This is a genomic window from Vibrio cidicii (assembly GCF_009665415.1).
Taxonomy (GTDB): Bacteria; Pseudomonadota; Gammaproteobacteria; order Enterobacterales; family Vibrionaceae; genus Vibrio; species Vibrio cidicii.
In genome coordinates, this window is sequence record NZ_CP035922.1 from 880,786 (window position 1) to 904,140 (window position 23,355).

The following is a 23,355-nucleotide window of genomic DNA, read 5'->3' on the forward strand; positions in this document are numbered from 1 at the left end:
ACATTAAATTCAACGAATAGCTAATAATGTACACTGTTTTATTAATAAGTCATCCCTATCTTTGTATGGGAATGTATAGATCCGCAGTAAACTGTGCAACGAACACCTGACTACTTCCTGAGTCTTTCATCGAATTAAACCAAAGAGTTAGCAAAGAATGAGTTTAAGATTTTACAGATATCTACCAAACTTGAACGTATGCAAAAAAACGGTGGCCTCAGCCACCGCACAATCAAACGATTCCTCGAGAGGTGCCCACTCGTCTCCCTTCTTCCATCTCCCATTGCACTCCGTAACGGTCAATCCAATAGAAAAACGAGATAGGAAAACCATCTAACTTCTCCGGATGATAATTGTCAGCCGGGCTTATCATGCTCACGCCTTCTTGCTTTTTCAGGTAGTTAAAAACCTGAGTGCAGTTAGAGACTTCTAGGGCAATGTGCCTTGGTCCACCCAAATCGTAAGTTTTCGGCTGCTCTGGTAACGTGCAGCGTCCTTGAGGAGTATGATACTTCATCAGCTCAAGATAGATGCCCGCATACGGGTGTTTGAGAAACAGCACATCGACACAAACGTCTTGATCGCCAAGTCCGGCATCGCGATTGAACTGAGCCATCTGCACCGCACGATAATCCATCTTTTCTCCCTGAGCATCCACGGCCTGCGCAAACCCTAGAATTCTTTGGTAGTAAGTGGCAGCACTATCTACATCGTCAACAATGATATTGACGTGTGAAAGCCCTAAGACAAAAGCACTAATTTCTTTGTCAGTTAACCGCTTGAAAAGCTCTGGTGCCGCCGCTGGGCTAATCTCGACAGCGTAGTTGACCGTTTTTCCTTCATTGAGCCCTTCGTGACAGACCAAATAGTTTTTTTCTTCATGTGGTTTGGTGTCACTCTTATCTCGCTGTACCTGAACATGCCACTGCTTAAGAGTGAACCATTGCGGATTGACCACATATGCCGCCGCTAACATGTCAAAAGGGATGAAACCTTCTTTGGCGCCAAAAACCGCTTTCCACTCGAGATACCAAGCACGCGAATGTTGCTCAAGAAACTCACTCAGTGAACTGCCTTTACCCAGTTCGCGCAGCTCATGAAAATCGACCCACACATCGCGACACACTTCAAACGGCACTAACGTGAGTTTCACTTCACTGTTTAGTAGTACGTTAAACGCGGGTTCATCAAACTCGAAATTGAGATCACGAAACGGACGCGGCTGCCAACGCCCGGCGACAAAGTGCTGTTTACTATCACGTCGGCCAGCAATGCATACCACTTCCTCAATGGCTGAAACCAACTCTGGATAATGATGAACAAGCAATGCAATATTGGTTAAAGCGCCAATCGCGACAATGGTTAGTGGTTCTTGCTTAAGTTGCTCGGCCAACGCCGTCACCGCTTCAGGGAGAGGTTGATTGAGTGAATCTGTATACACTTGGGCGCTGCCGCAACTGACTCTTAGACTGGTTGGGCCAAATTTTTCAATAAAAGTACGGGCCACACGGGTGCTGACATGAATATCATCGGTGTTGCCTCGGGTTGAACTCACTCCAACCAAATCGACTTCTTGGCTGCGCATTAACACGCCCAGCGCATAGCCATCATCCACATCGCACACACTCAAACCATTCCGCTCGCCGATGGTGATGTCCGTATCTACCCAAACTCGCTTCTGCATGCTATCTGGTCGGTAAAGTGGCTCAAAGGTTTGCATCTGATAATCCTTATAGATTGTTAAAGTATTTGCTTTTCACCAAACAGCACACTGTTTCTGCCGCTATGCTTGGCTTTGTAGAGTTGTTTGTCTGCAATTTCAAATGCCTGTTTCAACAGAGCTTCACACTGCTCTAGAGAGATCTTGTCACTGATTGACTCGATAGCGACCGCGCCAATTGAAATGGTGACCACACCAAACGGCAAGTTGCCCTCATGGCGAATTGCTCTTTGGGCAACGGATTGATGAATATGCTGCACTCGTTCCTTCAAAGACGCAGGATCTCTCCCGGTGATAATAAACGCGAACTCCTCGCCACCGATACGACAAGCGATTTCACTGCGCCGAATATGCTGGTTAATCACCGATGCTACATCCGTCAACACGTTGTCACCTTCGGTATGTCCGTAAGTGTCATTGAAGGACTTGAAATTATCGATATCACACAAAAGGAAGTAAGCATGCTCTCTCTTAAGAAGCGTGTTTTGCAGTGTTTTCGCCGAGCTGGCTTTGTATTTGTAGCGCGACCCTAGCCCCGTCAAAGGGTCGGTTTCCGCTTGCAGATGCAACACTTTGAGTTGATTTTTTATCTTGGTGATTAAGCTGGAGTAAGAACGGGCTAAATCACCAATTTCGTCAGCCCGACGTATTTCAGGAATATTGCCTTGATCAATTTTCTCGATGTCTTGCTTCATGGAAAACGCCAGCGCTTTTAACGGGCTGACTAGCCATATAGTGATGAGGTAAATCAGCACCAGAGAAATAACAAACGCACCAACCGCTTCTTTGAGAATCACGCCTAACAGAGCGATTTTTATCTCACTTAAACGTTTAGCATCCACCACCGCCCACAAATAGCCCGCATTTTTATTACGCAGGGGAAGAATCACATGTAGATGGTTATTGCTGGGGTCGAGAAAATAGCCCCGCTTGCCAATATTATCTGGCATAGATGGCAACAGGGTGCTGCGGGTTAATTCTACGCTTTTTTCCAGCAGCTCAATTTCAACGGTGGACTTATTAAGAAGATACTTGAGCTTGTCCAGACGTAAGCTATCGCTTTTCGGTGTGCGCTCGTAGGCCGTTTTTAAGGTTTGCAACTGCCCTTTGGCGGTGTCAATTTCGCCAGCGGTCACATCCGTGCGCCAAATTTGATCAAGTTGACGCAAATACTGCACTGACACCGGATGGGAGGTGTAGTCGCTGACTCCCGAGATCTCGACAAAAATCAGATCTTGTATCGCTTTGAAATTGTCTGCGGTTGAGCGCATCAGCAGATTAGCGTAGTTTCGCCCTGCAACTGAGCCTGACAAAAAAGTCATCTGCGAAGAAAAATAGCTTTTGGTCAGATCGGCAGTGTGTTCAACCTCGGATTGCCACTCGCTGCTGAAACGGGTGTAGGACATGCCAAAAACGATAGAAAGCACTAAAACCAAATGCGAAAGAAACAGCATTTGGTTTATGGTTAACCACCCTAGCAGCTTGTTGCCCACAACAGCTTACTTGTCTTTAAACACATTCATCACAGGTTCAGCGCAGGTGCCATTAATACAAATGTCTTTGTAGGTCGTATGGCAACTTTGGCAGAAACTGGGCTCAAGACTCGGGTGCATGGCGGTGACGTCTTTGCCACTGCGATCATAGCTACCGTAAATCGCCATACCGCCAATATGTTCTGTTACCCACACAATCCCTTGCACTTCGGAAACGGCCACCGCCGTAGGACCATCGGTATAAGGGCCGTGCGTTTTGTACTGCGCCAGTTTTTCCGGATTGACACGAATGGTTAGCGGAGAACCTTGGCCATTATTGATCCAGCTGTAGGCACGTACTGACTCTTGGATAAACAACGAGGTATCTGGCGGCAGCACGGTATCAGCCGGCAAATTCATGGATTCTTTAACCACTGGCCAAGATTCCCAACCCACCGGATAACTCGCCATAGATGCGGCCATAGAACTTGACGCGCCAAATGCAGCCAACAACAAAAACAGAGATTTTGACAATTTCGCTATCACATTGATTCCTTACGCAATACGTCCTGAGAGGAGTACGCAAAATTGAAGCTAAAAAGAGAAGGTTTTTATATTCAGATATTATCGATTAGCATCAACTAATTCACGGATTTATTTATAAGCTCACATAGATATTTGAGCTATGTCTTAAAATTGCGCGCAAAATCGCTTACTCTTTAATCCTTTGTATTACAGCGTTTTTACAGTTTTTGCCCGATGTGAATGAAATGGCCTAGTGTGACTTATTTTCACTTCTGATAAGGCACAGGCTATCGGTGTGGACCATGGAAGAATATTTATTAAAAATTAAGCAGTTGGAGAAAGAGATCCAACAATTGAAGCAGGCAAACGCTCGGCTTCAAGAAAAACTGCATGTTGCCTTAGACGGCACAGGTTTGTGCTTGTGGGAACAACATGTGCCAACAGGCACACTCACTATTTTCAATATGGAATGGGGAAAAATGCTTGGTTATCAATTGCACGAGTTAACCGCCACCGTCGAGACCTGGAAAAGCAAGTTACATCCTGATGATTACGATCTTGCAGTAGGCGCTTTTGAAGACCATCTAGCCGGAAAAACTGACTTATATCAGGTTGTTCATCGCATGATCCACAAGGATGGCAGTGATAATTGGGTTTCTGATCGAGGACGAGTGGTAGAGTACGATGCCAGCGGCGCTCCCCTACGAATGATGGGCACGCACATCGACATTACCCAAGAAAAGCGCTACGAGCAGCAGCTCGCTAAGCTGGCAGACAGCGATCCGTTGACTGGACTGCTCAATCGCAGTGCGCTCGAAAAACAATTTTATGCCGAGACAAGCGTATCTAGTGATCAACGCTGGGCGCTTATTTTCATTGACGTGGACAACTTCAAAAGTATCAATGATGAGTTGGGACACAAAATCGGTGACAGTGTCCTTATTGCCGTTGCGCAATGCCTCAAACAAGTGACGCAGACAAACAGCCAAATTGGCCGCTTAGGCGGTGATGAATTTGTGATGTTATGCCAATACGTTGAACGCAGTGAGATAATGCACATCTGCGATCAGCTTCTTTCTCGCCTCTCTAAGCCGTTTGAATTTGCGCCTAAAGTTTCCATTGGATTAAGTATTGGTGTTTGCCTCTTTCAAGGCGCGGGCCAGCCATTTGATGATATTTATGAAAAAGCCGATGCCGCCATGTATCGAGTAAAGAAAAGCGGTAAAAACAGCGTCGCCTTTGTCGACATCAATGATTAAGGTCATTTAATTTTCACAAACGCTTTATATGCTAGCGGCACCATTCCCGTAGAGTATCTTTTGTGAAGCCGCTAAAACGCTATCAATATGAACGTTATGCCGTGCTGTGCAGCCTTGCCTACCCGAGAGTATTCAAACAGACTCGCTACGGGTTTGATCCGAACGGACAACGCATTATCAAAAATCAGTTTGGTAAAACCATGATCCGAGTGTTGTGGAGTAAAGACTCGGATGAAGCGGTGGTGGTGATAAAAGGCTCTCACAGTCTCAGTGACTGGCTGCTTAACTTTGCATTATGGACGAGAAGTTGCCGTCATTTAGATCTACCTTACCGTATCCATGCTGGTTTTTACCATCTGTTACATCAAGAGAGCCAACCGTCACGTAATGCCGATACGCTCGGTATGAGCGTGTTAGACAAGCTTGAACAAACGGTAGTACCGCTGTTATTTGAAGGAAAACGCATCACCATTACTGGCCATTCCTCTGGAGGAGCGATTGGCTGTGTTTTTGCTGACTACCTAGAGCGCAAGTACCCCAAATCCATCAAACGTGTAGTCACGTTTGGTCAGCCTGCGATTGGCGACTGGCGTTTTCCACGCCATTACGTTTTGGCGCACAAAACCTACCGCATCTGCTGCGACCTCGATATCGTCACCTTTATGCCGCCCGTCCCCTTTCTTTACTGGCATGCTGGTAAAATGCTTTGGTTATACAACGGACGTATTTTTGAGAACACCCCGACTTACGAAAGACTAGGACGCTCGCTACTCAGTTGGGTCCTGAGGCCCTTTTCCTATCATCTGATGAGCAAGTACATTAGAAATAAAGATTTTTTTGATGAGCGTTAACAACAAAAACAAAAACAGGCCAACAAACTGGCCTGCGTTACTGTTACAAAGAAGCGATCTCTTTTTCGAGTTGGTATTTTTGGTCGGTGACAATTTTCTCAAGTACGACCACGCGCTGAGTCAACTTTTCAACTTGCAAACGCAACTCGTCATTCTCTGTTGTTGACGATTTGCGTGTGTTTGTCAGTTCGAGGGCTTTTACTTTTTCTCTATGATTGAGCACAATTTTCAACATTCCACTGCCAAAAATGGCAGCAAATATGATGAAGACAACCAAAACGTTTGCGAGCGATTCCATGCTTTACTTCCTAAACCGTTTTATAAATAAGTCGTAAACAATTTATAACCAAACATTATCAAATACAAGCCGTTACTGACTATTCAGTTGACCGTTTCGCTTTAACAACAGTTTAGAGATTAGCAAGAAAAGGGGTTCATTCAAGTCCACCAGGATTAGAACAAATCCACTTGAAAAAAGAGATTGGAGAAATAAATGGAGGCGCGTCCCGGAGTCGAACCGAGGTCCACGGATTTGCAATCCGCTGCATAGCCACTCTGCCAACGCGCCTGTGAGGAGTGAGGGATAAAAAATCGCCTCGCTTGAAGTATTTCCCTTCAAAGCGAGGCGTACTTTAGCGGATATTTAGGCAAGGTCAACGATAAAATGGTACTTGGCCGTTTAACTGGCGATTAACCCAGCAGATTGCCCAATCACGCTTCAATTTCTTCGCATAGCCAAGAGCAAACATGGTGTTCAGTGTCTTTCTCTATGCTTTTCATCAACCATATCAGAAATTCCTTTCACCACGTTATGGCTGGCGGCTTCCGCTTTCTCAATGGCACCAACCAAGGCACTCAGCACCTCATCATCGTGCATCCAATCTTGTGTCACCAAAGACATCGCTTTTTGCACATAATTATGTACATCGCGGTGATAAGGTTCTGTGCGGCGATAAGAGGGTAAATGGCTAAAGGACGCCAGACCTTGCCCTTCGTAATACCATTTACCCAAACGACAATCGTGGTGACCCACTTCCACAGCATGCGCCTCGTTCCCTTGACCGTTTTGTTCCAAACCGATGTAGCCATTTTGCATATAAATGATGTGATCGAGTTTAACCAGTGAAGCAAAGGCGACATCTTTAGTTTGATTAACAAGAGAAATGGTTTCCTGAGACGACTTCGCCACCCGCTCAAAGTTCACCGAGAAGTTATCCACTGTATCACTAACGGTTTGAGTGTACTTCTCTACTTCAAGTGTTTGTCTCACCATATCCGAAATCTGCGTGGTGAGTGAAGAGATGATACCGCTAATCTCGGAGGTTGAGGTGCGAGTTCTGTCGGCCAACAAACGAACCTCATCCGCAACCACAGCAAATCCACGCCCTACCTCACCGGCACGTGCCGCTTCAATCGCCGCATTCAGCGCTAGCAAGTTGGTTTGTTCAGCGATGTCGGTAATCATACTTACCGTCTCGGAAATGCGCACACTGTCTTTACCCAGCTTCTGTGCTCGCTCACCCATCTGTTTCATGCGTGTATTCATGCTCTCAAGTTCGCTGCTTAAGCCGCTCACCAAGCCGCTACTATGCTCCGCACCGTCACGATTCTCTGTCGAAATTAAGATCACATCATCCATTTTTTCCGACAAAGTCACCATTTCTTGCTGGTTATTTTTCAATTTTAATAACAAGTTGGAGGTATTCGTACGATGTAACTCACTACGAAGTCGATTTTGACGAGAAAAAATATATGCATCATGCATTGAGCGAACGGCTTTATTAATATTCTTCATCGTGGTGGCAAATTCACCCGGTAACCCATCATGCAAACCGTCACGGTGAAATTGATTTTTGGCCGTCTTCTCAAAAGTGTTTGAAAGCTCTTTAAAGTTAGTTTCAACAATATCCAGTAGATCGTTGAGCTCCCACGCAACGTGGCCTATTTCACCAAGACCGCGTGTATTGGTGATACGTACATGAATATTGCCTTTTTTTGCTTCAGACAAGGCTTCTCTCATTCGCTCAAGCACTTGAAGTGGACGTTGGTAATCGTAGTGAGCATAAAGAGCGAAGAGTAAAGTCACGACGGGAATAACGATGTTCAGTGTATTCATGCCGTACAAATATAAGTTCGCACTTGACAACAACGTGGTCAGAACAACAAAAAAGCCACAGATAAGAATGAATTTGTGTCTGAGGAGCAAGAACTTCTTACTAACGTTACTGGTTCTCATCATCTTTCCTCTTAACGAGATTGCTTATACAGGTCGAGAACAAACTCTTCATAAGTTTGCTTATGTTCTTTTTGGATCGTTTCGTTTAACCACTTCCAGGACGATTCGGGCGCTTTTTTTCTATCGAGTCGGCCCTCCTGATCTAACATCTGCTGATAAATTTTGCTTACAGCAGCAACCGCTTCCTTCGATGGTGAACGACGCACGGAGTAGTAGCCCACGACTTTACCTCTAATCAAATCCGGGGTCACATTGGCAAACACCCAATAGTAGTTTTTATCGGCGGTATAGTTTTTTACGAAACCAAAGAACTCCTGCCCAGATTTTATGGTGTGCCACAGACCATAAAACACTCCTCTCGGCATAGAAGGATGGCGGATAATACTGTGGTTTTGATTAAGCAGATCCAATTCAGAATAATTGGATACCCGCATGAAAGTACGGTTGGCGTAGGTGATTTTTCCTTGAATGTCCGTCTTGCTGACGATCATTTCATCACGTGAAAACACAACTTCTTTCTCTTGATGTACTGACATTTTCCACCCTAAATACTTACAAAAACTGTTGATAACTATATGCTCAATCAAGGTACTATCAAGATAATATCCGCTAAATTAATAAGTTTTTTCTAAAAGGTAGAGCTTTAACAAACTAAGACATTAAGGAGCAAAAGTCTCCCAGCGAATTGGCTGTAAAAAACCGCCGACGGCCTTGCAAAAGTGTGCTGGCAACCACTACTGGCAACCACTATATTTGGCAAAAAAATGTGAAAGCATGACAGAGAGGGATAATCGAACCGAGAATAGATATGAACCGAGAATAGATATCAAGCAAAGTTGAGGTTTTTAGAAACAGGAAAGTATAGATTTGAATAAAGGATATTACAAAGAATGGAGGCGCGTCCCGGAGTCGAACCGAGGTCCACGGATTTGCAATCCGCTGCATAGCCACTCTGCCAACGCGCCTGTAAGGAAATGGATGGTGCCCCGGGCCGGACTTGAACCGGCACGACTCGAAAGTCGAGGGATTTTAAATCCCTTGTGTCTACCGATTTCACCACCAGGGCAACGCATACTGCGATGGAAGACACCATCTGTTCTAGCGAGCTTTGCCGCGAGAACGAGGCGTACTTTAACGGAATAAGTTTTTAGGTCAACAAGAAATTTAATTTAATTGATTCAACTGCTTAAAAAGCACCCCACCCCGTCTATTCATCAAGCAATCTGTACAAGGGTTGAACAGACCTAAACCACGAAACTTTGTTCATCCTCGGTTTTATTTGAAACCTCAGTTCTTATCTGTCTGTCCATCTGTTCTGTTTTTTAACGGGCGATCTGTTCTAGTCCGAAGTAAAAAAATTGTGCTGAAATATCCTCCCATTGTTTACATGAAAGCCATCGTTTTGATGTTTGGAGCTTTATGATAGATGTCATTGAATTATCCCGTTTGCAGTTCGCGTTAACGGCCATGTTTCACTTTCTCTTTGTCCCATTGACGATCGGGATGTCTTGTTTGCTGGCCATCATGGAATCGCTCTATGTGCTGACCGATAAGACTATCTACCGAGATATGACGCGTTTTTGGGGAAAGCTGTTTGGGATTAATTTTGCCTTAGGTGTAACAACTGGCTTAACCATGGAATTCCAGTTTGGAACCAACTGGTCCTACTATTCTCATTATGTGGGGGACATTTTTGGTGCACCATTGGCAATTGAAGCACTGGTTGCCTTTTTCCTTGAATCAACCTTTGTCGGGCTGTTCTTTTTTGGCTGGGAGCGTTTATCTAAACGTCAACATTTGCTTGTCACTTGGTTGGTCGCGCTGGGCTCGAGCTTTTCTGCCTTATGGATATTGGTGGCGAATGGCTGGATGCAAAACCCGATTGGCGCAGAGTTCAACTATCAAACCATGCGAATGGAGATGACTAGCTTTACCGAGGTGGTGCTTAACCCCGTTGCACAGGTAAAATTTCTTCATACGGTTGCTTCTGCCTACACCTGTGGTTCGATGTTCATCCTTGGCATCAGTTCTTACTATTTACTTAGAGGTCGAGATGTCGCTTTTGCTCGCCGTTCGTTTGCCGTCGCGGCCAGTTTTGGCTTGGCATCGATCATCTCGGTAATCGTGCTCGGTGATGAATCGGGTTACAAACTTGGCGACGTACAAAAAGTAAAGTTGGCCGCCATTGAAGCTGAGTGGCATACCGAGCCTGCACCCGCAGCTTTCACTCTGTTTGGTCTCCCAAACCAAGAGGAGGGCAAAACGGACTACGCGGTAAAAATTCCTTATCTAATGGGGATCATCGCCACCCGATCGCTGGATGAGCAAGTCACTGGGCTAAGTGATCTTCGCGACGAGCATTTAGCGCGCATTCGCAACGGTATTACCGCCTATGAACTGTTAAAACGCTTACATGAAGGCGACCATTCTGATGCGACAAAGCAAGCTTTTGAACAAGCCAAACACGATCTCGGCTATGGGCTGTTGCTCAAACGCTATACCAATGAAGTGACTGATGCCACTGAGCAACAGATCCACCAAGCTGCCGAGGATTCCATTCCCACCGTTTGGCCCTTGTTCTGGTCCTTTCGTCTCATGGTTGGCTGCGGTTTTTTGATGTTGTTTATCTTTGGCGCAGCATTCCTACAGACCTGCCGAAATAACATTGAACAAAAACCCTGGCTATTAAAGGCGGCGCTCTGGTCAATTCCTCTGCCTTGGATTGCCATCGAGTCTGGTTGGTTTGTGGCCGAATACGGCCGGCAACCTTGGGCCATTGGTGAAGTGCTCCCGGTCACCGTAGCCGCGTCAGCGCAAACGGTTGAAAATCTCGCCACCTCTTTAGCCCTCATCTTAAGTTTGTATTCGCTATTCATCCTAGTAGAAAGCTACTTGATGGTTAAGTTTGCTCGCAAAGGTCCAAGCAGTTTAAAAACAGGCCGTTATCACTATGAACAAACACCAACTTCGCTTAAAGGCACACTGACACACACCGTACAACTCTAGGAGACAATGCATGTTTGAATACGACACACTGCGCCTGATTTGGTGGACTTTAATTGGCCTTCTCTTAATTGGCTTTATGGTGACCGACGGTTTTGATATGGGGGTTGGAGCCATGTTGCCGATTCTTGGCAAAACAGAATCGGAAAGACGGGTGATGATCAACTCTATCGCCCCTCACTGGGATGGTAACCAAGTCTGGTTAATCACTGCTGGCGGTGCACTGTTTGCTGCTTGGCCGCTCGTTTATGCGACCTCTTTTGCCAGTTTATACCTCGCTATGTATTTAACACTGGCTGGCCTATGGTTGCGCCCTTTAGCACTAGAGTATCGGGCTAAAATAGACAGCCTGCGTTGGCGTGCTACATGCGATGTTGCCATCTCTTTGTCAGGCTTCATCCCCCCATTTCTATTTGGAATGGCGTTTGCTAACCTGCTGCAAGGTTTACCTTTCACTCTCAACAGCCTGCTGATGGTTAACTACCATGGCTCTCTGTTAGCACTGTTCAATCCTTTCAGCTTGCTATGCGGTCTTGTCGGCGTATCCATGGTATGGCTTCAAGGCAGTGCTTGGCTAATGTTGAAAACAACCGACACGCTCTACAAAAAAGCTCAGACAACAACTCAGCTCAGTGCACTGTGCGTCGTGATCCTCTTAAGCATAGGCGGATTAATGGTCAGTCATATTGAGGGGTATGTGATAGTGGATTCACCAGCGCACACTGCCGTATCAAATCCACTGAACAAGGAAGTCATGACAGAAACAGGAGCTTGGTTGACTAATTTTACACGTTACTCTTGGATGTGGCTTGCCCCACTAGGTAGTCTGCTCCTCCCCATTGGCTCGCTATTGAGCGCGAGAAGGAGGTACGACGCTGCGGCCTTTCTTGGTGCGAGTTTGTCCAATGCATGCATTATTTTAACCGCTGGGTTTGCCATGTTTCCTTTCATCGTGCCATCAAGCGTGAATCCAAACCACAGCTTAACGCTCTGGGACGCGACATCCAGCGAACTCACCTTAAATATCATGACGGGTGTCGCGTTTGTGATGGTTCCGATCATCGTTTGCTATACGGCGTTTAGCTATCGCACCATGTTTGGGCGACTGGACAGTGCTTATATCGAACGTCATAAACATTCACTTTATTAGACAACCAAGAGGCATAACGATGTGGTATTTCATTTGGATTTTAGGTCTTTTTTTGGCGTCGACCTTCGCCGTTTTACATCTCATCAATCTGGAAAAGCGTCTTGCTGACTAGATCCGATCTCAACCTCACGTCCGTTGCTTCAACCGGCGTGAGGATGAAAAATAGATTCGTTATTACAAATTATTCTCGCTAACAGAATTTAATCGCTCAGCCGCTTTGCAAACTGCCCTCCCCATCGAGGGCAGATTGCCATTGAAGCCAACTGTCAGGGCTGTGTCTGATGTTTTCAAACTATCGCTGGCACTCTGCTCTTCGCTTTCCATTCGAGCAGGAGTTGCATTCCCTTGCCGACTAAAACAATCAACGTTGCGCCAATCAAAACGGGGGTGAACAAAAACGGCCAGCTTTGCCCAGACAGCATAATCAGCAGCGGGTTGGCCCCAGCGGGTGGGTGCGTTGTTTTGCTGAGCAGCATAGCGCTGACCGCGACACCAGTCGCTAACGCCAATGTTAATGGTGTGACCCCCACATATTGAGCAAACACAATGCCGACAATCGCCGTGATCATATGACCAAAAATCACATTTTTTGCTTGTGCTAAGGGGCTATCTGGCACACCAAAAACCAACACCGCCGTTGCGCCAAACGGTGCCATCAACAAAGCGACATCACTCATCGCCGCATCAAAAAAAGAGAGCAAACCTATCGCCACAAATGCGCCTAGCCCGGCGAGAAGTGCCATCACAAAATTTTTCATTTCAACCTCCAAACAAAGTAGACCGATTTGTCTACAAAACTAAAATAGACAAATCGGTCTACTTTTGTCAATATGCTTTTCAAAGGAGAGACACATGAGCCAAAAACGACAATTGCTTATCGATACCGCGCTGGCACTTTTTTACGCCAATGGGATCAATTCGATTGGCATCAATGAAGTACTGACGGTTTCGGGCGTCGCCAAACGCACACTCTATTCACATTTCCCGAGCAAAGAAGCCCTGGTACTGGCCGCACTGCAGCAAAGGCACCAAATCTTTGCCAGCTGGCTTGAGCAGAAAATAGCGGATGCGAGTTCGGACAATGATTTGATCGCACGTCTGTTTCATGCACTAGAAAGCTGGTTTACCCACCAAGAGCCACAACTCGGCACGTTCAGAGGGTGCTTTTTTATCAATACTTCGGCGGAGTTCAGTGACCTAGACAGTGAGATCGCTCGCTTTTGTCTCCTGCATAAACAGCAGGTTCGCGCGATCATCTCGCATCACTTGCAAAGCGAAAATCCGCTCTTGCTGGATGCCATCTGTCTTTTAAAAGAAGGGGCGATTGTTACCGCTCATTTGAGCGGCAACAGTGAACAAGTGGCAGAGCAGTGCATCCAGATCTTGGGTACTTTTGAAGTATGAGCGACTGAACGAGAACGGCCGCACACTTGTTCACAATGGACTTAGTTTGTGGCCTGCTGGTCACAGCAAGCCACATTTCCCAGACTATCGAGGCTTAAACACGTAACTCTCTAAAGTTACGTCATCACAACGATCGCTAAAGCGTAACCTTTTGTGACAATAACGCTCAAGTTCTTGATGGCTGTGACTGATCAAAATTAGCGCGCAGCCTATCGATTGCGTGGTATGGATCAGCAATTCCATGGTCTCTCTTGCAATGTGCGGATCTAAACGCGTGGTCGGCTCGTCGGCGATCAACAAGGTCGGCTTTAAGAGCAGCACACGCAAAATCGCAATACGCTGTAGCTCACCGCCCGACACTTGCTCCGAAGTACGCAGCAAAATGTCCGCAGCAATGTGCAACTGCTGCGCATAACGTTCTATCAGATTCGGCTCAATGCCATGTAATTGGCATAAGTCCAATAACTGTCGATACAAACTTAACTGCGGTGCAAAAGATTGCGGTGGATCTTGGTACAATTTCAACCGCTTACCAAGTGGAAAGTCCTGATGATAAACCACCGAGCCCGAAAGTGGTTTTTTCAATCCAAGCAGCACATCGGCAAGGGTCGACTTACCACAACCGCTTGGACCAGAAAAGCCAATTACCTCCCCTTTACGCAATGAAAAACTCAGTTCGCGAATCAAAGTTCTTTCTTTAAAACCGACACTTAGCTGCTGCACATCGAGTAAAGGTTCAGCCAAACACGCTGTGGGTTTCTCCTCACTGGGCTGACTGGCTCGAATTAAAGATTGCGAATAGTGATCGCTGTGATCCGCTTGCCATTGCTTGAATGTCTTTTCCTTGGCGAGCCAATGGCCGTGTCGCAATACATAAAGTTGTCCGCCGACTGCTTCGGCAACCTGCAAATCGTGAGTGATGGTGATCAGCGCTCCTCGTCTTTTTACTTCACGCAGCGCAGCGATGACTTGCTGTTTGCTTTGCTCATCCAATCCTTTTGTCGGCTCATCAGCGATGAGTAACCGGCCTCCCGCCGCTTGGGCGCAGAGTAGCGCACAGCGCTGAGCCATCCCACCGGAGATTTCTAGCACGTGCTTTTGCCGAGCATCATCAAGCAGCATACCAGCAAACGCACAATCAGTTTGCACCTTAGCTTCAGCGCGTTTCATTCCTCTCACCCAGCGATACACTTCGCTGACTTGCTGCTCTATTTTCATCAGCGGATTGAGTGACAAACGCGGCTCTTGTGGTAAAACCGCGATCTCTCTGCCCCACAACTGCTCGCGCTGTTGAGCGTTAAGCGTTGAGAGAGGAAGATCGCCAAGATAGAGCTCCCCCTCAACGGCAAAACTCGCTGGTAAATCTCCTAAAATGGCTTTCACAAACAAACTTTTTCCGGAGCCCGTTTCACCAAGAATGGTGATGGATTGACCTTCTTGTAGAGCAAAAGAGAGCGGCTGAACCACCGTCTTTTCTCCCTGTTTCACCGCAAGCGCGTCAACTTTGAGAATGTTCATCGTAAACGCTCCTTCGTTTGAGCCAGAGAATAAAAGCTAAAAATCAGCAACATAAGAGTCAGAACGGGTTGCATAAGCACCCAAAGTGCGACCTGATAATAGCGAAACAGTTCTACCATCATCATACCTAGCTCGGCTTGAGGCGGACGAAGACCGACATATAAGAAACCCAGTGCTGCGAGAGCCAAAATCGCATTGCCTGCACCAAAGCAGGCTAAGGTAAAGACATCCGCTTTTAAATAGGGCCATATATGCACGCGAAAACGGTACAGACGACCAAAACCCAGTAGACGCGCATTTTCAAATTCATCGGCTTTGCTTAGCCTTTGAGTTTTATTGCGGATCACGCGGAAAAACTCCGCCCACATGGTAACCGCGATACCAAACAGTAAAAATGCGTAAGACCCAGGCACAATTGCGCCAAGAAGTAGTACCAACACAAGTCCGGGCAAAGCCATCACCATGTTGACCAACACCGAGGCGATTCGGTCGAACCAGCCACCAAACCAACCCGATATCACCCCCGTCACAAGGCCAACGGTGACGGCTAAAGTAACACTCACTAAAGCAATCACCACTGAGTTGTAAATCGCGTCGGCTAAACGAGCGGCGTTGCTACGGCCAAAATGATCGGTGCCGAGTGGCTCGGACCAAGACGGAAATTGAAACACTTGGCTTAGATTCTGCGCAGCGACATCATGGTTGGAAAACCACTTTATGTAGATAGCAAAACTCATCAAAAGAACTAGGATTGCACCGCTAAACAGGTAGCGAAGATTGAGACTCGTCATACGACTTTCTCCTGTCGAATGCGCGGGTCGAGCATATATTGAGCCAAATCCACCGCCGTGTTGATCGCAACAAACAAAAGCCCCATCATCAGCGCTGCTCCTTGAATAACCGGAATATCTCGCGCAAAAATGGCGTGTGACAACGCATGGCCAATGCCTGGCCAAGCAAACAGCGACTCAATCATCACAATCCCCTCAATTAAGCCCACCGCTTGCACACCAATAAAGGCAATCAATGGCAGGGCGATATTCAAGCGCGCGTGACGTTCGTACGCTCGTACCTCATCTAACCCTTTATAGCGTGCGAAGCGGTAGTAGGCCGAACGTAGTACCGAGTACGCTTCGTTTTTGATCATCCGATTAGAGAGTGCCGCCAGCGTCAATGCCAATGCCAAACTTGGTAAAACCACATGCTCTGGTCGACCAAATCCCAGTACTGGTAGCCAACCCAGTTGCAGTGCAAAGAGGATGATCAGCCCCAACCCAACCACAAATACGGGAGCAGAACGCAGCAGAACCGACAGCAACAACACCATCTTGTCCACGCGCCCTCCCGGATATCGACCACAGTAGACGCCGACCGGAAAGGCAATAAACAAGGAAAGTGCGAGTGCGGCAATAGCGAGGATCAGGCTATAGCCAAGGTGATGCCATAGCAGTTCATTGACGGCTTCTTCACTGACCAAGGAGTGGCCGAGATTTAAGTGCAATAACTCCCACAACCAAGCCACATATTGTTCAAACGCACTGCGCCCTAGCCCCAGCTCCACAGAGACCGCTTGGGCCGCCTCTTGGCTGACAAAATCGTAGCCGTAGCGGCTTGCCGCAATCCGATAGGCCATGTCACCGGGAAGCAGTTTCATCATCACAAAGGTGATGGTGCCCACTGCCCAAGCGACAAAACCCGCTTGTAACAGCCGTTTTAGCAGCAGGTCAATCATGGAACTGCAACTCCGACAGACGATAGTCAATCTCAAATGGGTCTAAGTGCAATCCTTGCAATGATTGATTAAAAGCGACGTGCTGGCTACTGTAAGCGATAGGAATAACAGGCAGTTCTGTTGCTAATACACGAGCAACACGCTGACTCAATTCACGCTGATTTTCACCTGCTGCGGTCGAGATCAGTTCGGTTAAATCTTGCTGAACTTGTGGTGAATACCAGTTCATGTGGCCCCAATCACTGCCTTTTTCATCGCTAAAGTCTTGATAGAGAAGTGGTAGCGGTGTGCCAGTCAGGCCAAAGTTTCGCGCCACCAGCGCCATTTGCAAACTGTTGTCATGGTGACCTGCCGGAATCACGCTGGAGTTATCAATACTGACGTGCAAACGGATACCGATTTCCGCCAGTTGGCTTTGTAACGCGGTCGCGATCAGTGGTAGTTCTGGTCTGTCGGCGTAAGTGGTCAGATTAAGCGCGAACTCTCGCCCTTGACGCTCAAGCCAGCCTTGCGCATTTTTCTCCCACCCCAGCTCTTCGAGCAGTGCTTTCGCTTGCGCCACATCACGTTTCGCGGTTGGTTGCTCTATATGCCACGCTTTTTGCGCCTGACTAAACAGTTGATAAGCTTCACTGCCTGGCGCGTATAGAATGCTTTGGGCAATGCCTGTGCGATCCACGGCCAAGCTGATCGCTTGTCTGACTTTTGTCTCAGACAACAATGGGTGCTGGTTATTCAGCTTCAACATGATCGTCCGTGGCAAATTGACGCTTTGTACCTTTACATTCTTAGCACTTTGCAAGTTTTGCTTGCTGATAGCATCAATCGAATAGGCGATGTCAGACTGGCCACTTTGCAGCTCCAGCACACGGCTTTCAGAGCGGTGGCCTGCCACATAGTCTAACTGCGCAATCTTCGCCGATTTGCCCCAAAACGATTCAAAGCGCTTGGCACTCAACTTGTGCGGCACCACTAAATTGTCCAACTGGTAAGGCCCAGTCGCATTCAATTTGACAATACGACCTTCCGGGTCGAATGAGTCGGCAGAGAGAATACCTAAACTGAAATGCGCTAAGGTGTTAAGCAGCGGGAAATAAGCTGAGGTCAGTTCAATCACCAGTTGCTGACCGTTGGCTTCAATTTGGGCCACCGGAACTTTAGCAAACACGCCCGGTTTTTTCAGTGCGCGTTGAAGTGACGCTGACACATCTTCGGCCGTCAGAGGCTGCCCGTCATGGAACTTGACCCCTTCTCTAATCAAAAACTCCCATCGTGTACCTTGCTCATTGCGACGCCAAGATTGCGCCAGTAACGGTGCAATCTCTCCATTGCTTTCGAGTTGAGTTAACGATTGTGTGATGCCTAAGCGGCTGAAAATATATCCATTTTTAGACATATCCATGCCGTGAAACTCAAACGGACCTGAAATGGTTAAACGGTTATTCTCCGGGCTAGAACTGGAGATACTCCAAGCTAAATAAGTTATGGCAACCACTGCCAGTAGAGCGACGATTTTTTTCATTTCTTTTCTATGGTGATTTAAAATATAAAAATATGTTATAACATAACAAAAGAAAGCAAAACAAATGAAAATAATTTTTATTTATCAGGGAGAGTTGAGCGGACAAGAGAAGACGTTGGTGAAGAAGAACACTTGCCCACCGATGGCAGGCAAGTTTTGGCGAACACTAGATCACGGTGATCAAATGCTCTTGAGCTGTTGCTAGCTCAGGCGTGTCAATCTCTAGCCAGTGACCGACTCTTTTCCATGAATCCAGTGGCTGACCATTGAGCTGCACCGCTTGCACTTCTCTACTATCCAGCGCCCACAGAATGCGCATCGATCTTTTTTCGGGTGCGCCAGTGTAATCGCCTTGCGTGCGAATGTGCAGTTGCACTTGTTGAGGTTGTACTTTGACCGACAGCTCTGTACGACGAATCTCGCCGTTTAAGTACGCTTGAGTTACACCATCGTCTTCAAACAGGATAAAGCTTGCGTCTTGCTGGCCAAAAATTTTCACTCCTAACTGAGTGGGTACTTGGCTAGAGACTTCGTTCTCTTTGGGCGCAAAAGGAATAATCGCCCCTTCTGCCGCCAACAACGGCAAACGGTATTGCCCCTGCTGATAGAGCGCAAAAGATTTATCTTCACCAGACGACAGGCCCAAATCCTCACCAGTGCGATAATCAAACCAGTGCGCTTTAGGCAAATAGAGCGCGGTTTCTTTCGCCCCAAGCTGCGCCACCGCGCTACTCAGTAGTGACTCACCCACCATTTTTTCTGCTGTGGCCTTAGCGGCATTTTCATCGTTCGGGAACTGGTACGCCACACTGGAAAAGACCGCTTCGCCATATTGATGTGCACGATGCGCCAGTGAATAGAGGTATGGGATCAACTCATAACGCAGTTCAATGTTGCCGCGGTTACTGGCGAGATCGCCCACTCTGTCCGGAGCCGTTTCCTTACAATTACACAAGTTTTCGGTGTGAGGACGAACAGGCACGTCGAACATTGAGCTGTAAGCAAACCATTGGGTATAGGTTTCATTCAATACTTGCGGTATCTCATCCGGAGCGACACCCAGGCCGCCTCGGTGAAAACCGCCGATATCCGAACCGTAATAATCCATGCCTGATAACATCATATTGGTCTGTTGGCCTGCGTGCACGGCAAGGCTGGTCAAGTTAGATCCAATGTCCGCTGACCACATCACTGCCCCGAATTTTTGCATCCCCGGCGCGCCGGAGCGTGACATCATAAAAGGTCTTTGGCTATTGTGGCCCTGCTGATAGCCAAGGTAGATACTTTTGAGCCAGTCGTAGTTATAGAGGTTGTGAATGTCATCGTGTGGTTTGTCTTGATAGTACACCCCCTTGCTGTTGTACATCTCCGGCTCACCAAGGTCGGTCCAGTGGCCGATGATGCCCATGTCAATTAGAGGTTGTCTCTTCCATTCGTGCCAAAACTGCCCGGCGTCTGGATTGCTCCAGTCGATCATCCCGCCTTTACCCCACCAGTGGCCACCACCTGTAGGATTAGTATTGATCGCTTTACCAGTGAGCGGATCTCTCGCCAAAAAGCCTTTGGCTTCCATCTGCTGATGCTCTTCTCGGCCCGAGCTGACGTAACTCTCTTCAATCAGCATCATGCCCACGCCCTGCTGTTTCAGTTCAGTAATTTTTTGTTTTGGCTGCGGGAAATTTTCCTCATCCCAACGCAGTGTGCCCATATGGCTGTTCTCATCATGGCTTTGCACATTGCCAAACCATTGCAAATCCATCACCACGCCATCAATGGGAAACTGGTTGGTATGGAGCGTCGCGAGTTTGTCATCCATCTCCTGCCAGTTATCAAAACCGTACTCCGAGAGCCATAAACCAAACATTTTCCGCGGTGGCACCAACGGCTTGCCAACCAGTGACATGTATTGCTCACGCAGCGTTTTTTGCTCATCCGCCACCATCAACAGCAAGTCACGCTCACCTTTAACTGGTTTGATGGTCACGGTTTCTCGGGAAAAATCCCAACGTGTGTTGTAAATATTGTTAAGGTACAAAGCAAAGTCACTCTGCTTACTGCTCGCGGCGTACAAAATCGGGAACTGAGTATTGCCCGTTGCTCCGCCGTTAAAACCGCTCATCTGATTACCCGACTGGCGAACACGCCCATTCCAGCGCCCATCAATCACACCAGGCTGCTGAAACTCCTGACCTAATCCTTGATAGTCATAATGATTGACTGTGCGCAGAGAAATTTGCTTATCGCCATTCGGGCAGAGCATGTTAACCGCTTCGCCATTGCTTTTGCTCACTGTCACACACAACGTCTTACCATCCACCTCAGCTTTCAGTTTTGCCGTTGTCACACCATCTTCACTGACATGAAAGGTGGACGGTTGAATTAGCGCATTGAAATCGGCCAGCTCGTTGGTTTGTGCTTGCGTTTGACCAAAGCGAATTCTCAGCACATCGTCGGCCAACACAGAAATATGAACCGATTCTGCTGCAAGCAACGCCTTGTCTTGTAGGGAGGGATAGACGGTCGCCAGCTGCTCCGCCGGCAGATATTGATTTAACGCGTGCTTAAACTCCCCTTCAGAATAAAATGTTTGATTAAACAGGGGACGTAAATGACGAGTGAGTTTTAGCTCTGGATACGCTTTATTGAGGCGAAATACATCGGCAGCAGAGAGTTGATAACTTGGCATGCCTTGCAAGTAAAAGTCGCGACTTTGCTGGCTGGTCTCCGCGCACGCTGCCAACAGGCACAGACTGATCAGCTTGATCGGCATTAATCTTGTTTTCACGATAAATATCCATTGAGACGTTATTTTATCGCTAGTATATAAAGCCGCGTCTCGAAGCAGAAATAGCTTCAACCGCAGATGATATAGACAATACCTATATCAAAACGCTCATTCACGCTAAGAATGCCGCAGCTTCTTACCCGGGAAAAGAAAGAGACAACAAAAAGTGTGATGACGATAATAATCTTGGTGAAACAAGAAGATGTATAGGTAAGAAGAAACAAACTTAGTGTAAGAAGAGAAGAAACTTAAGAGAGAATGGAGGCGCGTCCCGGAGTCGAACCGAGGTCCACGGATTTGCAATCCGCTGCATAGCCACTCTGCCAACGCGCCTTTGATATTGAATTCAACGTATTAGGAGTGCCCTAATCCGTTTGGTCGCTACTTTACCGATTGAGCAGAGAGAGTCAAACAAAATCAGCAACCACCCGTTTGTTTGCTGTCATTTACGCCAAAGCGATGCTCTTTTGCCCTCATTGCACTTTTATCCACCGCTTGATTTTTTGGCTCATTTGAACCATTATTTTCAGACCATATGAACCAAAAAAGGAAATGGTATGAGTGTAAGCGCTTTCCAAACCTTTAAACCCCAAGCCAACTACCAAGGCGGTTATTGGTTTGACATGGGCATTGAAAGCAGTGAAATGGCGAGAAACGAGTCGGTACACCAAGGTTTCACCCCGGACATTTATCGCAATATTTTGCAAAGAGCCCAACTGTCCCAGAGTGAGTTTCATGCGATTACCCATATTCCACTCAGTACTATAAAACGCAGACTGGCCAAACAGGAACGATTTAGCACCCAAGAGAGTGACGTTATGTACCGCTTGGCAATGCTGATCAAACTGGCAAGCGATCTGTTCGAGAGTGAAGAACGTGCTCTTGAATGGATGCGTGAGTCTGTCTACGGCTTAGGTGGCAAACGCCCTCTGGATATGGTGGCAACAACGGTGGATTTTGAGCAAGTAAAGGATCTTATCGGGCGAGTGCAACATGGTGTTTTTACCTGATGAAACTCTATCGTTTAACGCAAAAACGTTTTGCAGACAGCCCTTTTGACCCTATTGGAGCCAAATTATTTGGCGGACGCTGGAACTCAAAAGGAAGCGAAGCTCTCTATTTTGCCGAATCTGAATCGCTGTGCTGTTTAGAGGTCTTTGTTCACCTTAATCATGGCCCCGACATCCGCCATCAGTATGATCTCTATCGCATCGAACTGCCCGATGAGCTGATTGCCACCCTTGCGACAGAAGATTTGCCAAGCAACTGGCGCGCCATTCCTCCAACTGAATCCACGCAGATTATTGGCGATCAGTTTCTCCGTGTTGCCGAGCCGCAATTTGCTGCGCTGCAGGTCCCTTCTGCTATCTCTCCACGCGATAAAAATTATGTGGTTAACCCTAATCATCCATCGATGAACGATATATTTCTTCTGGCAGAAAAGTTAGAATTTTCCTTTGATGAGCGCATATTTAAATAAGCTATCTTTTTTAAAAACAATAAAAGGCACACGTGGAAACTCGTGTGCCTTTTCTATGCATTAAATTATATTCCGCTAAGAGCGCCACACATAATAATGATGAACAATACTATGGCTAAAAAGCCCATGCTTTATTCCAGCGTTAGGACTACTCGACGATTACAACCGTTTTGTCTATTTTCTTCAGCTGCGCAAATCGGCGTAGATTCACCGAACGCTTTTTCAACAATACGGTTACCCAGTCCAAGATCGGTTTGCAAATAACGGGCAACTAAGTTAGCACGCTTGGCAGAAAGACGCTGGTTGTAATCATTCGTTCCCGTACTGTCTGCATGGCCTTCTACCAGAATCTTGCGGTTAGGATCCGCGATTCCGATGTAACTCTTAATCGCCTCCTGATGGATGCTGGTTAAGGCTGCTTTGTTGTGCTGATAATTGAGCACTAACGACATCTTTTTCTCATCGAAAAAGCAGTGTTCGCTGCTGTTTTTCGCTTGCACTGTCTTGATATCTTTGCTCAGCACCCGCTCATCCGTTTGGCTGTTATCAACCACAATCGTCCCTTCAGATTGAGTGGTTTTATAATGTGTCGATAATAGTGTCTTGGTGGTAATTTGCTCTTCCGACGTATTTACACAGTTTGCATACGCATAATTTGATAGAACAACCATCACTAAAATAGGCAGTGTTTTTTTCAT

Annotated in this window: 21 protein-coding genes and 4 tRNA genes; 8 read left to right on the forward strand and 17 right to left on the reverse strand. The window is 46.9% G+C overall.

Annotation, left to right across the window (positions count from 1 at the left end; genetic code table 11):
• Positions 1 to 232: 232 nt before the first annotated feature.
• Genes EWA64_RS19460 through EWA64_RS19470 form a run of 3 tightly spaced genes read right to left on the reverse strand, consistent with a single transcriptional unit; the run spans position 233 to position 3,675 of the window.
• The gene (locus EWA64_RS19460) at positions 233 to 1,720 is read right to left on the reverse strand and encodes a nucleoside hydrolase (protein WP_061894562.1); all 1,488 of its coding nucleotides are present in this window, start codon (positions 1,718 to 1,720) and stop codon (positions 233 to 235) included.
• Between the two features lie 20 nt (positions 1,721 to 1,740).
• Complete coding sequence (locus EWA64_RS19465) at positions 1,741 to 3,213, reverse strand: GGDEF domain-containing protein (protein ID WP_244881470.1); 1,473 nt, start codon at positions 3,211 to 3,213, stop codon at positions 1,741 to 1,743.
• A 6-nt stretch (positions 3,214 to 3,219) separates the two neighbouring features.
• Positions 3,220 to 3,675 (reverse strand): hypothetical protein, encoded by a 456-nt coding sequence (locus EWA64_RS19470; RefSeq protein WP_391856394.1) that lies wholly within the window; start codon positions 3,673 to 3,675, stop codon positions 3,220 to 3,222.
• Positions 3,676 to 4,019: 344 nt separating this feature from the next.
• Here EWA64_RS19470 and EWA64_RS19475 point away from each other — a divergent pair, with 344 nt between their 5' ends.
• Both EWA64_RS19475 and EWA64_RS19480 read left to right on the forward strand, forming a co-directional pair.
• Positions 4,020 to 4,976, forward strand: coding sequence for a sensor domain-containing diguanylate cyclase (locus EWA64_RS19475; RefSeq protein ID WP_061894561.1), 957 nt, complete (start codon positions 4,020 to 4,022; stop codon positions 4,974 to 4,976).
• Positions 4,977 to 5,038: 62 nt separating this feature from the next.
• Positions 5,039 to 5,827, forward strand: coding sequence for a lipase family protein (locus EWA64_RS19480; protein WP_061894560.1), 789 nt, complete (start codon positions 5,039 to 5,041; stop codon positions 5,825 to 5,827).
• A gap of 43 nt (positions 5,828 to 5,870) precedes the next feature.
• Here EWA64_RS19480 and EWA64_RS19485 read toward each other — a convergent pair whose 3' ends face one another.
• The 6 genes from EWA64_RS19485 to EWA64_RS19510 form a co-directional block, all read right to left on the reverse strand.
• The gene (locus EWA64_RS19485) at positions 5,871 to 6,125 is read right to left on the reverse strand and encodes a hypothetical protein (protein WP_061894559.1); all 255 of its coding nucleotides are present in this window, start codon (positions 6,123 to 6,125) and stop codon (positions 5,871 to 5,873) included.
• A 196-nt stretch (positions 6,126 to 6,321) separates the two neighbouring features.
• Positions 6,322 to 6,395: transfer RNA gene (locus tag EWA64_RS19490), tRNA-Cys, on the reverse strand.
• A 186-nt stretch (positions 6,396 to 6,581) separates the two neighbouring features.
• Positions 6,582 to 8,063 (reverse strand): methyl-accepting chemotaxis protein, encoded by a 1,482-nt coding sequence (locus EWA64_RS19495; RefSeq protein ID WP_061894558.1) that lies wholly within the window; start codon positions 8,061 to 8,063, stop codon positions 6,582 to 6,584.
• Positions 8,064 to 8,074: 11 nt separating this feature from the next.
• The gene (locus EWA64_RS19500; protein ID WP_061894557.1) at positions 8,075 to 8,599 is read right to left on the reverse strand and encodes a PAS domain-containing protein; all 525 of its coding nucleotides are present in this window, start codon (positions 8,597 to 8,599) and stop codon (positions 8,075 to 8,077) included.
• 355 nt (positions 8,600 to 8,954) lie between these two features.
• Positions 8,955 to 9,028 (reverse strand) — tRNA-Cys (locus EWA64_RS19505).
• A 14-nt stretch (positions 9,029 to 9,042) separates the two neighbouring features.
• A tRNA-Leu gene (locus EWA64_RS19510) sits at positions 9,043 to 9,129 on the reverse strand.
• Between the two features lie 353 nt (positions 9,130 to 9,482).
• Between EWA64_RS19510 and EWA64_RS19515 the strand changes: the two genes are divergently transcribed.
• Genes EWA64_RS19515 through cydX form a run of 3 tightly spaced genes read left to right on the forward strand, consistent with a single transcriptional unit; the run spans position 9,483 to position 12,328 of the window.
• Positions 9,483 to 11,069 (forward strand): cytochrome ubiquinol oxidase subunit I, encoded by a 1,587-nt coding sequence (locus EWA64_RS19515; RefSeq protein ID WP_061894556.1) that lies wholly within the window; start codon positions 9,483 to 9,485, stop codon positions 11,067 to 11,069.
• Between the two features lie 10 nt (positions 11,070 to 11,079).
• Positions 11,080 to 12,216: a cytochrome d ubiquinol oxidase subunit II gene (cydB, locus tag EWA64_RS19520; RefSeq protein ID WP_061894555.1), complete on the forward strand. Its 1,137-nt coding sequence runs from the start codon at positions 11,080 to 11,082 to the stop codon at positions 12,214 to 12,216.
• 19 nt (positions 12,217 to 12,235) lie between these two features.
• Entirely contained in the window at positions 12,236 to 12,328 is a 93-nt protein-coding gene (cydX, locus tag EWA64_RS19525) for a cytochrome bd-I oxidase subunit CydX (RefSeq protein WP_039463097.1), read from the forward strand.
• A 175-nt stretch (positions 12,329 to 12,503) separates the two neighbouring features.
• On the opposite strand, the gene EWA64_RS19530 is transcribed toward cydX, so the two are convergent.
• Positions 12,504 to 12,974: an HPP family protein gene (locus tag EWA64_RS19530; protein WP_061894554.1), complete on the reverse strand. Its 471-nt coding sequence runs from the start codon at positions 12,972 to 12,974 to the stop codon at positions 12,504 to 12,506.
• 94 nt (positions 12,975 to 13,068) lie between these two features.
• Here EWA64_RS19530 and EWA64_RS19535 point away from each other — a divergent pair, with 94 nt between their 5' ends.
• Positions 13,069 to 13,620 (forward strand): TetR/AcrR family transcriptional regulator, encoded by a 552-nt coding sequence (locus tag EWA64_RS19535; protein WP_061894553.1) that lies wholly within the window; start codon positions 13,069 to 13,071, stop codon positions 13,618 to 13,620.
• A gap of 84 nt (positions 13,621 to 13,704) precedes the next feature.
• Here EWA64_RS19535 and EWA64_RS19540 read toward each other — a convergent pair whose 3' ends face one another.
• The 6 genes from EWA64_RS19540 to EWA64_RS19565 all read right to left on the reverse strand — a co-directional run bounded on the left by EWA64_RS19540 (position 13,705) and on the right by EWA64_RS19565 (position 21,510).
• Positions 13,705 to 15,138, reverse strand: coding sequence for an ABC transporter ATP-binding protein (locus EWA64_RS19540; protein ID WP_061894552.1), 1,434 nt, complete (start codon positions 15,136 to 15,138; stop codon positions 13,705 to 13,707).
• Positions 15,135 to 15,929, reverse strand: a complete 795-nt coding sequence (locus tag EWA64_RS19545; RefSeq protein ID WP_061894551.1) for an ABC transporter permease — start codon at positions 15,927 to 15,929, stop codon at positions 15,135 to 15,137. The genes EWA64_RS19540 and EWA64_RS19545 overlap by 4 nt, the downstream gene beginning before the upstream one ends.
• The gene (locus EWA64_RS19550; protein ID WP_061894550.1) at positions 15,926 to 16,870 is read right to left on the reverse strand and encodes an ABC transporter permease; all 945 of its coding nucleotides are present in this window, start codon (positions 16,868 to 16,870) and stop codon (positions 15,926 to 15,928) included. Before EWA64_RS19550 ends, EWA64_RS19545 begins: the two co-directional genes overlap by 4 nt.
• Entirely contained in the window at positions 16,863 to 18,392 is a 1,530-nt protein-coding gene (locus EWA64_RS19555; RefSeq protein ID WP_061894549.1) for an ABC transporter substrate-binding protein, read from the reverse strand. Before EWA64_RS19555 ends, EWA64_RS19550 begins: the two co-directional genes overlap by 8 nt.
• A gap of 166 nt (positions 18,393 to 18,558) precedes the next feature.
• Complete coding sequence (locus EWA64_RS19560; protein WP_244881469.1) at positions 18,559 to 21,177, reverse strand: glycoside hydrolase family 31 protein; 2,619 nt, start codon at positions 21,175 to 21,177, stop codon at positions 18,559 to 18,561.
• A 259-nt stretch (positions 21,178 to 21,436) separates the two neighbouring features.
• Positions 21,437 to 21,510: transfer RNA gene (locus tag EWA64_RS19565), tRNA-Cys, on the reverse strand.
• A gap of 224 nt (positions 21,511 to 21,734) precedes the next feature.
• Between EWA64_RS19565 and EWA64_RS19570 the strand changes: the two genes are divergently transcribed.
• Positions 21,735 to 22,187: an Xre family toxin-antitoxin system antitoxin gene (locus EWA64_RS19570; protein WP_061894547.1), complete on the forward strand. Its 453-nt coding sequence runs from the start codon at positions 21,735 to 21,737 to the stop codon at positions 22,185 to 22,187.
• Positions 22,187 to 22,657: an RES family NAD+ phosphorylase gene (locus EWA64_RS19575; RefSeq protein ID WP_061894546.1), complete on the forward strand. Its 471-nt coding sequence runs from the start codon at positions 22,187 to 22,189 to the stop codon at positions 22,655 to 22,657. Before EWA64_RS19570 ends, EWA64_RS19575 begins: the two co-directional genes overlap by 1 nt.
• Before the next feature lie 131 nt (positions 22,658 to 22,788).
• Here EWA64_RS19575 and EWA64_RS19580 read toward each other — a convergent pair whose 3' ends face one another.
• Positions 22,789 to 23,355 carry an OmpA family protein gene (locus EWA64_RS19580; RefSeq protein ID WP_061894545.1) on the reverse strand — a complete coding sequence of 189 codons (567 nt, stop codon included), beginning with the start codon at positions 23,353 to 23,355 and terminating at the stop codon, positions 22,789 to 22,791.

Excerpts from the sequence above, each read along its gene's own strand:
- EWA64_RS19540 (WP_061894552.1), bottom strand. The coding sequence starts at position 15,138 with ATGAACATTCTCAAAGTTGACGCGCTTGCGGTGAAACAGGGAGAAAAG.
- EWA64_RS19500 (WP_061894557.1), bottom strand. The coding sequence starts at position 8,599 with ATGTCAGTACATCAAGAGAAAGAAGTTGTGTTTTCACGTGATGAAATG.
- EWA64_RS19555 (WP_061894549.1), bottom strand. The coding sequence starts at position 18,392 with ATGAAAAAAATCGTCGCTCTACTGGCAGTGGTTGCCATAACTTATTTA.
- EWA64_RS19575 (WP_061894546.1), top strand. The coding sequence starts at position 22,187 with ATGAAACTCTATCGTTTAACGCAAAAACGTTTTGCAGACAGCCCTTTT.
- EWA64_RS19545 (WP_061894551.1), bottom strand. The coding sequence starts at position 15,929 with ATGACGAGTCTCAATCTTCGCTACCTGTTTAGCGGTGCAATCCTAGTT.
- EWA64_RS19530 (WP_061894554.1), bottom strand. The coding sequence starts at position 12,974 with ATGAAAAATTTTGTGATGGCACTTCTCGCCGGGCTAGGCGCATTTGTG.
- EWA64_RS19470 (WP_391856394.1), bottom strand. The coding sequence starts at position 3,675 with ATGGCCGCATCTATGGCGAGTTATCCGGTGGGTTGGGAATCTTGGCCA.
- EWA64_RS19515 (WP_061894556.1), top strand. The coding sequence starts at position 9,483 with ATGATAGATGTCATTGAATTATCCCGTTTGCAGTTCGCGTTAACGGCC.
- EWA64_RS19485 (WP_061894559.1), bottom strand. The coding sequence starts at position 6,125 with ATGGAATCGCTCGCAAACGTTTTGGTTGTCTTCATCATATTTGCTGCC.
- EWA64_RS19580 (WP_061894545.1), bottom strand. The coding sequence starts at position 23,355 with ATGAAAAAAACACTGCCTATTTTAGTGATGGTTGTTCTATCAAATTAT.
- EWA64_RS19535 (WP_061894553.1), top strand. The coding sequence starts at position 13,069 with ATGAGCCAAAAACGACAATTGCTTATCGATACCGCGCTGGCACTTTTT.
- EWA64_RS19550 (WP_061894550.1), bottom strand. The coding sequence starts at position 16,870 with ATGATTGACCTGCTGCTAAAACGGCTGTTACAAGCGGGTTTTGTCGCT.
- EWA64_RS19570 (WP_061894547.1), top strand. The coding sequence starts at position 21,735 with ATGAGTGTAAGCGCTTTCCAAACCTTTAAACCCCAAGCCAACTACCAA.
- EWA64_RS19460 (WP_061894562.1), bottom strand. The coding sequence starts at position 1,720 with ATGCAAACCTTTGAGCCACTTTACCGACCAGATAGCATGCAGAAGCGA.
- EWA64_RS19495 (WP_061894558.1), bottom strand. The coding sequence starts at position 8,063 with ATGAGAACCAGTAACGTTAGTAAGAAGTTCTTGCTCCTCAGACACAAA.
- EWA64_RS19475 (WP_061894561.1), top strand. The coding sequence starts at position 4,020 with ATGGAAGAATATTTATTAAAAATTAAGCAGTTGGAGAAAGAGATCCAA.
- cydX (WP_039463097.1), top strand. The coding sequence starts at position 12,236 with ATGTGGTATTTCATTTGGATTTTAGGTCTTTTTTTGGCGTCGACCTTC.
- cydB (WP_061894555.1), top strand. The coding sequence starts at position 11,080 with ATGTTTGAATACGACACACTGCGCCTGATTTGGTGGACTTTAATTGGC.